The organism is Pseudomonas sp. TREG-RG-20F-10-E-6-01 (assembly GCF_022662455.1).
In the GTDB taxonomy this organism is placed as follows: domain Bacteria; phylum Pseudomonadota; class Gammaproteobacteria; order Pseudomonadales; family Pseudomonadaceae; genus Aquipseudomonas.
Window position 1 is genome coordinate 31,162 of the sequence record NZ_JAKNQP010000018.1, and the last position, 13,028, is coordinate 44,189.

General features: G+C 62.5%; 11 protein-coding genes. 2 read left to right on the top strand and 9 right to left on the bottom strand.

Going from position 1 to position 13,028, the window contains the following annotated elements; all coding sequences use genetic code 11:
- Window positions 1-10: 10 nt before the first annotated feature.
- The 9 genes from L8K08_RS28385 to L8K08_RS28420 all read right to left on the bottom strand — a co-directional run bounded on the left by L8K08_RS28385 (window position 11) and on the right by L8K08_RS28420 (window position 10,133).
- Window positions 11-919, bottom strand: a complete 909-nt coding sequence (locus tag L8K08_RS28385; protein ID WP_242201607.1) for a hypothetical protein — start codon at window positions 917-919, stop codon at window positions 11-13.
- 195 nt (window positions 920-1,114) lie between these two features.
- On the bottom strand, window positions 1,115-3,520 hold the full coding sequence (locus L8K08_RS28390; RefSeq protein ID WP_242201609.1) for a TonB-dependent receptor: 2,406 nt from the start codon (window positions 3,518-3,520) through the stop codon (window positions 1,115-1,117).
- A gap of 97 nt (window positions 3,521-3,617) precedes the next feature.
- Complete coding sequence (locus L8K08_RS28395; RefSeq protein ID WP_242201611.1) at window positions 3,618-4,571, bottom strand: FecR family protein; 954 nt, start codon at window positions 4,569-4,571, stop codon at window positions 3,618-3,620.
- 23 nt (window positions 4,572-4,594) lie between these two features.
- The gene (locus tag L8K08_RS28400; protein ID WP_242201612.1) at window positions 4,595-5,095 is read right to left on the bottom strand and encodes a sigma-70 family RNA polymerase sigma factor; all 501 of its coding nucleotides are present in this window, start codon (window positions 5,093-5,095) and stop codon (window positions 4,595-4,597) included.
- Window positions 5,096-5,189: 94 nt separating this feature from the next.
- Window positions 5,190-6,710, bottom strand: coding sequence for an MDR family MFS transporter (locus L8K08_RS28405; protein ID WP_242201614.1), 1,521 nt, complete (start codon window positions 6,708-6,710; stop codon window positions 5,190-5,192).
- Window positions 6,700-7,515 carry an HlyD family secretion protein gene (locus L8K08_RS28410; RefSeq protein ID WP_347341029.1) on the bottom strand — a complete coding sequence of 272 codons (816 nt, stop codon included), beginning with the start codon at window positions 7,513-7,515 and terminating at the stop codon, window positions 6,700-6,702. Before L8K08_RS28410 ends, L8K08_RS28405 begins: the two co-directional genes overlap by 11 nt.
- The gene (locus L8K08_RS30385) at window positions 7,516-7,827 is read right to left on the bottom strand and encodes a biotin/lipoyl-binding protein (RefSeq protein WP_347341030.1); all 312 of its coding nucleotides are present in this window, start codon (window positions 7,825-7,827) and stop codon (window positions 7,516-7,518) included. It lies immediately after the preceding gene.
- Window positions 7,824-9,275 (bottom strand): TolC family protein, encoded by a 1,452-nt coding sequence (locus L8K08_RS28415; RefSeq protein ID WP_242201616.1) that lies wholly within the window; start codon window positions 9,273-9,275, stop codon window positions 7,824-7,826. Before L8K08_RS28415 ends, L8K08_RS30385 begins: the two co-directional genes overlap by 4 nt.
- A gap of 108 nt (window positions 9,276-9,383) precedes the next feature.
- A complete protein-coding gene (locus tag L8K08_RS28420) occupies window positions 9,384-10,133 on the bottom strand; it encodes a helix-turn-helix transcriptional regulator (RefSeq protein ID WP_242201618.1) in 750 nt (249 codons plus the stop codon).
- A gap of 157 nt (window positions 10,134-10,290) precedes the next feature.
- Between L8K08_RS28420 and L8K08_RS28425 the strand changes: the two genes are divergently transcribed.
- Entirely contained in the window at window positions 10,291-11,091 is an 801-nt protein-coding gene (locus tag L8K08_RS28425; RefSeq protein ID WP_242201621.1) for a glucose 1-dehydrogenase, read from the top strand.
- Window positions 11,084-12,910, top strand: a complete 1,827-nt coding sequence (locus L8K08_RS28430; RefSeq protein ID WP_242201623.1) for a glycoside hydrolase family 15 protein — start codon at window positions 11,084-11,086, stop codon at window positions 12,908-12,910. Before L8K08_RS28425 ends, L8K08_RS28430 begins: the two co-directional genes overlap by 8 nt.
- The last annotated feature ends 118 nt before the right edge of the window (window positions 12,911-13,028 follow it).

The window sequence follows — 13,028 nt, forward strand, 5'->3', positions numbered from 1 at the left end:
GCGTACTCAATCAGCGGGACAGTGCGACCAGGATTTCAAACACGTTGATCCGGCCATCCGCGTCTGCGTCCATTTTCTTCAGCGAATCGCCGCGGCCGGTAAACGCTTTACTCAGCTGGATTAAATGGTCGATCGAAGGGATGCCCGTCATGGGGGTTTTGCCCAGTGTCTGAAGGTCTTTGATGTTGATTTCGTGCCCAACGTAATCTTTCAATTGATTGAAATGGTTGAGCATTTCCTGGGCTATTTGTTTGTCATCCTTGTATTTGAAGGGGTTGTCGTCACGAATGAGTTTAGCCAGGGCGTGCAGGTCGGTTCGACTGCCAAGGGCGTCCATCATGCCGGTACGTCGCAATACCTCTCCGGCTGTGCGAATGTTTTCATTCAGTTTGGGATCACTGCCCAGCTGTTTTGCCGCCATGTCTTTAAGGGTGCGAGCACTCAGGGTTTTGGAGTGACTTGATCCGGTGAACGCAGCGAAGTTGTTCAGCAGCAACTGCGCCAGTTGGTCATTACTTTTATGGGCGTAGACAAGGTCTGGTTTACCCGACCCAACCGGCACAGGCGTTGGCGGTACGCCGTTGTGATGAGCATGCGCGTCGGGGCGCTGACGACCAAACCAATGGCCCATTGCGTGTTGAAACTGCTGCATGAAACCCTGTTGCGAGGCCGAGTGAGTCATCGCCGGCGCCCAATGATGATGATCAGTGTGACCCTGGGCTGCTTGCTGATGAGCGCCAAACACCGGCCCGGAAACATTGAGCGACAGGTTATAACTGACGTTCCCGGCACCGTGGCTGTCGTAGGACGGCGCAACAGAAAACGAGCGGTTGGCCCTGGCTTCGGGCTTGGAATCAGCCAGCGCCGTGTCAGTGGTTGATGAAACAGAAACAGGCGTATCGAGAGCCGATACCGACATAAGTGCCTCCAGTGCAAGGGGATCGATTACCAACCTGCCACGCCAGCGTGACGTCGAAGTCGTTCAGGTTTCCCCCTGTGTGGCGCCTCTGTCGGAATAGGTTCCTGACACGGCAGCAGGTCGCTTAACTGCCTGTAGGAAAGGCGCAAAAAAAATCGCAGCCCCAGGGCTGCGATTTTTCGTGTCAACGGCAGGTCAGAACCCGACGCTTGCCTGTACGAAGAAGGTACGTGGTTCGCCAAGGTACAACCCGGCGTTGTTATCGCTCGAGCGCGTGTAATGTTGTTGGTCGAAAACGTTTTTCACGCCCACGCCCAGTTTCAGGTTCGACAGTTGCGCACCAAAGTCATAGCCGCTGCGCACGTTGACCGAGACATAACCAGGAATATCGCCGTACTGGCCATCGGCAGTGCCCTGGGTGATGTAAGTGGTGCCAGTGCCCGGCGCTCGTTGCCCGGACTGGGCATAGACGTCCAGGTTATGGGTCCAGTGATTGATGTCGTAACGCAGGCCCGCTGTTGCCACTTCACGCGAATACAGCGGCAAGTCGCGGCCCTTGAACGGTACATCACCTTCAGAGGTGGCCTTGGTGTAGGTAAAACCGGCGCTGGCGGTGAGGCCGTCCAGGCGCGGGTCGAGGTTCGACAGGTCGTAGTGGGCCGAGGTTTCGATGCCCTGGTGCTTGGTGGCGCCCAGGTTGGTCCAGCCCACGTCATTGCTGACGTATTGCAACTCGTCCGAGAAGTCGATGTAGAACAACGTCACTTCGCCGCCCCACACGCTGTCGTTGTAGCGCGTGCCGACCTCGTAGGTCTTGGCTTTTTCCGGGTTCAGGCCATCGACCGTCTGGTTGACCCGGCCGCCCTGCCCGATCTGCGCATACTGCAGGCTGCCGAACGAGGTTTCGTAGTTGGCGAACAGTTTCCAGGCATCGGAAATGTGGTACATCACGCTCAACGCCGGCAAGGGCTCGTTGCTCTCGATCTTGCGATTTTTCTCCACAGTGCGCACGCCGTTCAGGGCGACCACCGGGCGATCATGCCAACGGGTTTCGATGTTTTCAAAGCGGATACCCGGGGTGACGGTCCATTTGCCGATATCGATTTTGTTATCGAGATAGAACGCGTTGGCGACGGTGCCGCCGGTGCGGTCCTGATAAACATGTCCATCGTTTTGGCCACCCGGCGTCGGCACATTGTCGACCAGGTTCAAGCTGCTGGCTTGCTCATGCATGCCTTCTTTCAGGTAGCGGTAACCCAGGCTGACTTCCTGAGTGCTGGGGCCCACGTCGAACACATGCGACACACGCGGCTCGATGCCGAAGGTGTAGTAGGTGCGCGGGTAGGAGCCGATGGTTTTCAGGTCACGGTTGGCGATGTTGCTGCCACGGAAGCTGTCGGTGTAGTAGGTCAGCACTTCGGCCTGGGTACGGTCATCGATCTGCCGGATGTACTTGAACGACACGTCCTTGCGGCGGCCGCTGAAGTTGTCGTAGTCGCGCACCGACTGGTACGGATTGGCGTCGAATTGTTTCTGGGTCAAGCCGCCGGGCATGTCGGCGCTGGCGTCGTAGTAGTGGAAATTAAGCGAGAAATCGTCTTGATCGGTCGGCGCCCAGTGCGTCTTGAGGATCACGTCGTCGATGTCATTGGCGTTGTTGCTGTCGCGGTAACCGTTGCCGTTGACGCCGGTATAGAGCAACGCGACGCCAATCCCGTTGTCGGCGGTGCCACCCACAAAGGCGTTGTCGACGTGTTTCCAGCCACCGTGTTCAGCCGTCTGCAAAGTGGTGCCGACTTCCCCGGAGAACGTCTCGGGAATGGCGCGGGTGACGAAGTTGAGCACACCGCCGACGTTCTGCGGCCCATAACGCACGGAACCGGCGCCGCGCACCACGTCGATGCTGTCCAGGTTGCCGGCGGAAATCGGCGCCATCGACAGTTGAGGCTGGCCATACGGGGCGAACGCCGCCGGTACGCCGTCGATCAGCACGGTGGAGCGTGGCGACAGGCGCGACGTCAGGCCACGAACACCGACGTTCAGGGAAATATCACTGCCACCGGTGCCGTTGGATTCCTGCACCTGCACGCCAGGGATACGGCGCAGCACGTCACCGACGTTCATTGCGCCCTGCTCAACCATGGCTTCACGGCGCACCACCGTGCGCGCGCCAGGGTGGTTCTGCACGACGGCGGCGTTCGCATCGCCCAACCAGTCGCCGACCACCTTGATGTCAGTGACGCCCAGCTCCAGCGGCGAGCCCGCTTCACCGGTGCCGGTGCTTTGCGGGCGCAGGGTCACAGAGCCGGCGTCGATCTGGTACTCCAGGCCGCTGCCTTGCAGCAACTGGCGCAGGGCTTGTTCGGGCGAGAGGTTACCGTCCACCGCAGGCGCTTGCTTGCCGGCGACCATGTCCGGGTTGAAAAACACTTGCAGGGAAGTCTGCTGGCCCAACTGGCTCAACGCTGCGCCCAAAGGCTGGGCGCGGATGTGGATGCCGTCGCCAGCATAGGCCGCAGGCAGCGCGGCACTGACGGCGAGCGCCAGCGCCAGGGGCGCCCAGCGGGAAATTTTATTGTTGTAGACGGTCAGTTTTTTCACGTCGAACCCAGTCCTGTGATCGCAAGAGTGTGCGGCTGTTAATGCAAACCAGTTGCAGTTGCAGGAGAAGACGAAGTACTCGGAAAAAACCTGAATCTCAGCGGGAAATAATTTCCTGGCTGCCATCGGGCAAGCTGTGCAGGGCGACCGGCAGTATGCGCGGCAAGGCTTTGAGCAAGGCGTCGGTGTCGCGGGCGTTGAACACACTGGTCAAGCGCAGGTTGCTCACCGCCGCCGTGCTGACCCGCAAGGGCTGCTCACGGTAGCGCGATACTTCACGGGCCACTTCGCCGAGGGTGGCGTTGTTGAACACCAGTTTTCCGCTGCGCCAGGCGGTCAGTTCATCGGCATTCACCGCGTAAGCCGCTGCGACCTGCCCCTGGGAATCGACATGCGTGCCGCGGCCTGCCGTGAGCGTGACCCTCTGATCCGTCGAGCGCCCCTGTACCTTGACGGTGCCGGCCTCGACCACCACGCGGGTCTGGTCGTCGTCACGGCGCACATCGAACCGTGTGCCGGTGACCGTCACCTGCCCTGCGCCGGCGACCACGATGAACGGGCGACGGGTGTCGTGCTCGACGCTGAACATCGCTTCGCCTTGCTTGATCTCCACACCGCGCCGGCCCTTTTCGTAGTGCACCGCGACCACGCTGCGGCTGTTCAGGTCCATGACCGAGCCGTCCGGCAAGGCCACTTGGCGATGCTCACCCACGCGCGTACTGAATTGCGCACTGTAGGGTGTGGGCTGATCCAGCCCGCTGAACAGCCCGAGGCCCAGGGCAATCGCCACCACACTGGCGGCGACGGCATAACGCACAACGGCGCGGCGTCGGGGCCGCTCGACCGGCGCCTCACACAACGCCTGCAAACGCGCCTTGGGCAGCAGGTCCGCGGCGCTCCACATCCCTTGCAGCACATCGAATTCGTACTGGTGCTCGGGACGCTCATTGCGCCAGGCGTCGAAGCGCTGGCGTTCTGCGCTGCTCAAGTCGGCCTCTTGCAGGCGTACAAACCATTGCGCGGCTTCGTCGCGAGCGCGGCTATCCATCATGGAAGGTCCTGTGTCAAAGCGGGTCATGGGGCCATCGCATCCAGGCGGTCACGCAGATGCCGCAAGGTGCGGATCATATACTTTTCCACCATGTTTTTAGACAGGCCCAGGCGCACGGCGATTTCCTGCTGGGTCAGGCCCTCGATTTTCTGCCAGATAAATACCTTGCGGCAGTTGAGCGGCAACTCGGCCAGGGCTCGCTCGATGGAGTCCGCCAACTGGATCGCGTGCATGAAATGCTCCGGATCGCCGCTGTGCGGCGAACGCTGATCAATGGCTTCCAGCGCCAGCGCCTCACGCCGGTCTTCGCGGCGATAGGCATCAACGGCGATGTTGCGCGCGGTTTGATGCAAATAGGCGCGCGGTTGCTCAACCTCGCTGGAACGCGACTCAAGCACCCGCACGAAGGTGTCGTGGGCCAGGTCCTCGGCCTGCTGACGGTTTCTCAGGCGGCGTGTCCAGGTTCCGATCAACTCTTCGTAGTGCTCGAAAAAGCCTGTTCTGCGGGGCGGCTGAGGAGTCATCGAGTGAGCACTGAGGAGGCGGGGCGTGAATAGTAATGTTTCCTATTAAGTGGAGCAATTGCTTCGCGTCGTCCCGCGCCGTTCTCGGCGTATGTCACCCGCGCCGCAGCATCAGCGCGGCGAGCGCACACAACGCCAATGCCACACAGGCCAGATAAAACGCATCGCTGTAGGCCATCAGAAACGCCTGGTGATGAATGCTCTGGTCGAGCAGTTGCAACGTCGCTTGATGGTCAGGCAACTGCGCTTGCAACACGCCCGCGTCCGGCAGGCGTTGTTGCAGGGCCGAGTCGAACAGCGTCACCGACTCATTGATCCGCGCTGAATGCACGCGCTCGCGCACCACCACCCGTTGCGCCAACAGCGCCGTGCCGACGGCGCCGCCCAAGTTGCGCAGCATCGAAAACACCGCCGAGGCCGACCCCGCCTCGGCCTTCGCCAGCCCCTGCACGGCCAGCACCGACAAGGCCACCATGATCAGCGGCTGACCGACGCCGCGCACCACAATCGACGGCACGATCACATTGCTCGCGCTGTCGGCGGACAAGTGCGCACCCATCCAGCACCCCAACGCCATGATCGCGAAGCCCGACGCCACCAGCAGCTTGGCGCTCAACCATTTCATCAATCGCGGCAAAAACGGCGCTATCACCAGTTGCACCAGCCCGTAGAGGATCAGGCTCAGCCCAATCTCCCGTGCGTTGTAGCCCTGCAATTGCGACAGGTAGTTTGGCACCAGAAACACCAGGCCGAATGTGCTCGCGCCGAATACAAACATCGCCACACTGGCCACGCCGAAATTGTAATGCCCCAACAGGCGCAGGTTGATAAAGGCGTGTGCGCCCCACAGTTGGCGCGCGATAAACCCGAGCAGCCCGACCACGGCCAATACACTCATCCACACAATAAACGGCGAACCGAACCAGTCCTTGCGCCCGCCCTCCTCCAGCACGATTTGCAGCGCCCCCAAACCCATCACCATGCAGGTGATGCCCCACCAGTCGCCCTGGCGCAACAGCTTGAGGTGCATGGGCTGGCGATCAATCGACCAGGCCACCGCCGCGAGCAGCGCAATCCCGGGGAACAATTGCAGGTAGAAGATCCAGCGCCACGAATACACGTCCGTCAGCCAGCCGCCCATCGACGGGCCCGCAGCCTGGGCCACGCTATTGGCCAGGCTGAACAGGGCCATGCCCAATGGCACTTTGCTGGGCGGCAGCTCGGTGATGATCAGTTGGAAAGACAATGGGATCAGCACCGCGCCGGCCGCGCCCTGTATCACCCGAATGATGATCATGGCTTGCAGGTTCGGCGCCAGCGAGCACGCCACCGAGGCCAGCAAAAACACGCCCGAGCCTAAAAGCATCACCCGGCGCAGTGAAAACACCTGCACCAGCCACGCGGTGAGCGGGATCATGATGATTTCCGCCACCAGGTACGCGGTGGAGATCCAGGAACCCTCCTCGAACGTCGCGCCCAAAGCGCCTTCGATTTCCGGCAGCGCGGCGCTGGTGACGTGCACGTTCATCCCGGCCATGAAGCAGCCGAACAGCCCGCCGATCACCGCCACCCACGCGCGCAACGACACCTGGGGTGACCGCGCATCAACCGCCATGAGCAGGCGCCCCACGCGTGTCGACTGTGGCAATCACCGACATGCCCGGCAGGATGCGTGGGCCGTCACCTTCCTGCGCCAGCAGGCGGATCCGCACAGGAAAACGCTGGACGATCTTGGTGAAGTTGCCGGTGGCATTGTCGGGCGGCAATAACGCAAACACTGCGCCGGAGCCTGGGGCGATGCTTTCCACCTCGCCCCGCCAGTGCCGGCCGGCGAAGCTGTCCACGGCAATGTCCACCGACTGCCCAGGCGCCATGCGCTGCAGCTGGGTTTCCTTGAAGTTGGCGCTCACATACGCCTGCGCGACCGGCACCACGGCCAGCAGCGGCAGACCCGGCAGTGCGTATTGCTGGCGGCGCGCCTTGCGCTGGCCCACCACGCCGTCAAACGGCGCACGAATCGCCGTGTCCTCCAGCGCGTTACGCGCCAAGCCCACGGCGGCGCGAACTTCGCCGACATGGGCCTGACGTTCTTGCAGTTGGGCCTGGGCCTGTTGGCGGCGCGCCTTCAGCACCTGCAACTGCGCCTGCTGACGCAGCACCTGAGCACGTGCCTGGGCCAGCGCCGCCTGCGCCTGGGCCTGGCTGGCACTCACCGTTTCCAGGTGCTGGGCACTGGCGACCTGCTGCGCCACGAGGTCGCGATAGCGCTGGTAATCAAGGCGCGCGCGTTGTGCTTCAGCCTCACCGCTGGCCAGCGCGGCCTGGGCCTGAACAATACGCTGTTGTTGCTCGCCGGATTGGGCGTCAAGGCTCTGCAGGTTGGCCTGTTGCGCGGTGACCGCCGCTTCAGCTTGCTGCAACTACTCCTGGGCACTGTTGAGACGCTCGATAAAATCGCGCTCATCGATACGCACCAACACGTCTCCGGCCTTGACCCACTGGTTGTCGTCCACCAGCACCTGGCTTATATAGCCGGCAACCCGTGGGCTGACGGCGACCCAATCGGCACGCACATAGGCATCGTCGGTCTCTTCGAGGAACTGCCCCGTTTTCCACCAATAGCTGCCAAACACGGCGATGCCCAGTAATGCAGCCACCGACGCCGTCACCACCAACGTGCGGCGGTGACGTTGCATCAACGTGGGCGGGATGACTTCAACGGCCTGATTCATCGGCGGGCTCCAAGGGTGGCTACGGGTAAGGAAGGTGATTGATCAGGACGCTGCCAACCGCCGCCCAGCGCCTGGAACAGGTCGATCTGGCGGTTGATCAGGTGCAGGTCGGCCTGGGCCAGGCGTGTTTCGAGGCTGACGCGATTGCGCTCGCTGTCCAGCAGCTGCAGCGCATCCAGGCCACCGGCCAGGAAGCTGCGGTTGGCCAGGTTGAACGCTCGGCGGCTTTGCCCCAGGGCGGCGACCAGGGCTTGGCGGCGCTGCTGTTCGCCTTGGTAAAGCACCAACGCTTGCTCCACCTGCTTTAGCGCGTCGAGCACGGTGGCGTCGAATTGCGCCAGCGCCTGATGCGCTTCGGCCTGCCGCTGGGTGACCCGCGCAAGGGCGATCTGGCGGTTGGGAAACTGCCAGGACAGCAAGGGGCCGATGCCATACACCACGGCGTTGGCGTCCCCCAGCTTGCCCAGGCTGGCGGCCGACGAGCCGAGCATCGCGCCAAAGGTAATTTGTGGATACACCTGCGCGCGGGCCAGGCCGATGGCCGAGGTGGCCGCACGCACCTGTGCCTGGGCGCGGCGGATATCGGGACGGCGTTGCACCAGCGCCCAGCCATCGCCGACCGGCAATGGCGAGTGCAATCGCGGGCCTTGCTTACAGCTGTGAGCGCTGACCTGTTCCGGCGGCTGACCACTGAGCACCGCCAGTTCATACAGCGCGCTTTGGCGGCGCGCAGCGAACAGCGCCAACGGCGCGCGGGTTTCCTCCAGCAGGCCTTGCAGGCGTGCCACCTCCAGCTCATTGGCGGCGCCGGCCTTTTGCAAACGCTGAGTGACGTCGAGGCTGCGCGCCAACAGGCGCACCGAATCACGCTGCACCTGGGCCTGATGCGTATAGACGCAGGCCTGCGCATAGGCCCGGGCGGTCTGCGCCGCCACGGTCACCCGCAATTCATCCTCCACTGCACGTGCGGTTTGTGCATCGGCACGCGCCGCAGCAATGCGGTAGCGCACGGCGCCCCACAGGTCCAGCGTATAACTCAAGGCAAACTCAGGGGTGTGGCTCCACTGCCCGCCCGCCGACTGGCCCGTCGCCTGGGCCAAGGTCTGGTCATCGCGGCTGCGGCCATACGCCAGGCCATAGGACAACTCGGTGGACGGGCGGCGCTCACCTTCGACCTGCTGCAGCAGCGCCAGCATCGCATCGACATGCGCGCCGGCGGCCTCAAGGTTTTTGTTCTCGCGCAGTGCCCGTTCCACCAAGGCATCCAGTTGCGGGTCACGGTACAACCGCCACCAACGCGCCGGCAGCGGCGCGGCGGTTTCCAGGGATAAGGTCGCTGCAGGCTGCGCCGTAACCCGCGTCGAAGGCGCGTTGCTGCACCCGGTCAGCGCGCTGATCAAACCCACAATGGCCAAGCGGTGGAAGCGGTCAAAAACAGAGCTGGGCATCACAAGGCTCGTTCAGGAAAGGGCCTTGCAGCGTAAGCGTCTCACCTTGGGGATTCGCCCGCGCTCAGGCCATCTATCGTCGCTGAACGGACAACTGCGCAGTGTGGCTCAAGGCCCTGGCCGGAAATGGCTCGGCGGGTAACCCATGGCCCGGCGAAACATCGCGCTGAACGCGCTCGGGCTCTGGTAACCGTGCTCCAGCGCCACCTCCAGAATGGGCACGCCCTGGGCCAACAGTTTGAGGCTCAGGGCGAGCCGCGCACGCTGGCGCCACTCGCCAAAGCTCATGCCCAGTTCACGCTGGAAAATCCGACTCAGGGTGCGCGCGCTCATGTTCAACAGGTCGGCCCACGACTCCAGGCTGCTGTCATCGGCTGGGTGACGGATAAAATGCGTGCACAGCTTGGCCAGGCGCGCCTCCGCCGGCACCGGCACATGCATGGCCACCACGGGTGCGCTGAGCAACTCCATGCGGATCAGCTCGATCAACGCGAGCATGCGCGGGGTGTTCTGCCCTGCAATCAAGGCCGCCGCGACGATCAATTCGCGCAGCAGCGCAGACACTTCAATCACCTGGCACACCCGCCCCAACCCGGGCTCCGCATCCGGCGCCAGGAACAGCGTGCGCATGTGCACGTCACCGGCCATGCGGATTTCATGCGGCGTACCGGCCGGCACCCACAGCGCATGCCCGGACGGAACCAGCCAACTGCCCTGCGCGGTACTGACCACCATCACCCCCGCCACCCCATGAATCAGTTGCGCCTGGGCATGGCAATGCGGGAGCACCACCTCATCATTACGGTAATTGTCGGCATAGGCTTCAAGCCATGGTCTGGGCGGCAATTGGGCAGTCATAGGCGGCGCTCGCATCAACGGGCCTTGAGTCTAGCGAAAAGCACGCTGGCAAAAACGAGCGAAACAGACAGCCATCGTCGCATTTGAGACAACCGGTGAACTTCCGCCTCGCGCCGCCAGTCAGCTGCAAAGACTCTCTTAAAACGGTGGGTGGGCTATGCAGATCTCGTTGCAGCAACAAGTGGCCCTGGTCACCGGCGCCAGTTCCGGCATTGGTGCAGGCGCTGCCAAGGCATTGGCCGAGGCCGGTGCGGCCGTGGTGCTCAATTACAACTCGCAGGCGGCGCCGGCCGAAGCCCTTGCCGCGCAGATCAACGCCAACGGCGGCCAGGCGATTGCCATCGGTGGCGATGTGTCCAAGGAAGCCGACGTAGAACGTTTATTCGCCCAGACCCTCGATGCCTTCGGCCACCTGGACATTCTGGTGGCCAACTCCGGCCTGCAAAAAGACGCCAACCTGGTCGACATGACCCTCGACGATTGGAACACCGTAATCGGCGTCAACCTGACCGGCCAGTTCCTGTGTGCCCGCGCCGCCGTGCGGATTTTCAACCGCCAGGGCGTGCGCGAAGGCGTGTCGCGTGCCGCCGGCAAAATCATCCACATGAGTTCGGTGCACCAGATCATTCCCTGGGCCGGGCATGTGAATTACGCCGCCTCCAAGGGCGGCGTGGAAATGCTGATGCGCACCCTCGCCCAGGAAGTCAGCGAACAACGCATCCGCATCAATGGCATTGCGCCGGGGGCCATTCGTACGGCGATCAACCGCGCAGCCACCGAGGGTGCGGCAGAAAAAGAGCTGTTGAAGTTGATTCCCTATGGCCGCGTCGGCGACGTCGAAGACGTGGCCAACGCGGTGGTGTGGCTGGCCAGCGACGCGTCCGACTACGTGGTCGGCAGCACCCTGTTCATTGACGGTGGCATGAGCCTTTATCCGGAGTTTCGTGGCAATGGTTGATTTCAAGAACGAACCCCAAAGCGCCATCGATGCCCACGGCATTATTGGCGATATGCGCAGCGCGGCCTTGGTGAATGACCGCGGCAGCATCGACTTTTTCTGCTGGCCGGAATTCGACAGCCCGTCAATCTTCTGTTCGCTGCTCGACACGCCTGAGGCGGGTGTTTTTCAACTTTCACCCGAACTGAAAAACGCACGGCGTGAACAAATCTACCTGCCCGATACCAACGTGCTGCAAACCCGCTGGCTGAGCGATGAAGCCGTGGTGGAAATCACCGACCTGCTGGTCATCAGTGAAGAAATCGTCGACCTGCCGCTGCTGATTCGCCGCGTGCGCGTGGTCAGCGGCAGCGCAAACATCCAGCTGCGCTGCGCCGTGCGCCACGACTATGCGCGCACGCCGACCCAGGCCAACCTCGCCGACGGTATCGTGTCTTTTACCGCCGACGGCCTGCCTGGCCTGCGGCTGGCGGGCAGCCACGCGATGCAGCTCGAAGACGATGCCGCCGTGGCCAGCTTCACCCTGGGCCAGGAAGAAGGCGCTGAGTTCGTGCTCGGCGGCCAGGATGACCCCCGCGTCAACAACGGCTGCACCGACCTGGCGCTGGCGCACACCTTGAAATTCTGGCGCGGCTGGATCGCGCAGTCGAATTACCGTGGGCGCTGGCGCGAAATGGTCAACCGCTCGGCACTCGCCTTGAAGCTGCTGACCTCACGCAAGCACGGCGCAATCATCGCCGCCGCGACATTTGGCCTGCCGGAAACCCCCGGCGGCGAACGCAACTGGGACTACCGCTACACGTGGATCCGCGACGCCTCGTTTACCGTCTACGCCTTCATGCGTCTGGGCTTCATCGAAGAGGCCAATGCTTATATGCGCTGGCTGAAAGGCCGCGTCAGTGACTGCTGCGGTCAGGCGACCAAAATCAATATTCTTTACGGTATCGATGGGCGCCAGGAACTGCCGGAAGCCACGCTTGATCACTTCAGCGGCCACGGCGGCGCCAAACCGGTGCGCATCGGCAATGAAGCGTTTGACCAGGTCCAGCTGGATATCTACGGCGAGCTGATGGATGCGGTGTATCTGGTCAACAAATACGGTGAAGCGATTTCCCATGAAGGCTGGAAACACACCGTGGAAGTAGCAGATCAGGTGTGCGAAATCTGGAACCAGCAAGACGTGGGCATCTGGGAAATGCGCGGTGAGCAGCATCACTTCCTGCATTCGCGCCTGATGTGCTGGGTGGCGCTGGACCGTGCAATCCGGTTGGCCTCCAAGCGCTCGCTGCCCGCCCCGTTTGCGCGCTGGGACCAGACACGCCAGGCGATCTACGCGGATATCTGGAGCAACTTCTGGGATGAAGAGCGCGGGCATTTCGTGCAGCACATCGGCAGTACTGCGCTGGATGGTTCGATGCTGCTGATGCCACTGGTGCGCTTCGTCGCGGCGACCGACCCACGCTGGCTGTCGACGCTTGAAGCAATCCAGAAAAGCCTGGTGCGTGACGGCATGGTCTACCGCTACCGCAACGACGACAGCCAGATCGACGGGTTGCAAGGCACCGAAGGCGCATTCGCCGCGTGTTCGTTCTGGTACGTCGAATGCTTGGCGCGCGCCGGGCAAGTGGAGAAGGCCCACCTGGAATTCGAACAACTGCTGCGCTACGCCAACCCGCTGGGCTTGTACGCCGAAGAGTTCGACAGCCAGGCGCATCACCTGGGCAATACGCCGCAGGCGTTGAGCCATTTGGCGCTGATCAGCGCGGCGACCTTCCTGGACCGCAAGCTCAGCGGCGAAAAGACCACCTGGCAACCGTGAGCAGGCTTGACGCACAGCGGAGGCCTATCTACCTGACACTGAGGGCCGACAGTGCGATCGGGTTTGTCGAGAAGCGGGAGTGTCAGTGACTGCATGCAGAGGCTGACACATCGCATTC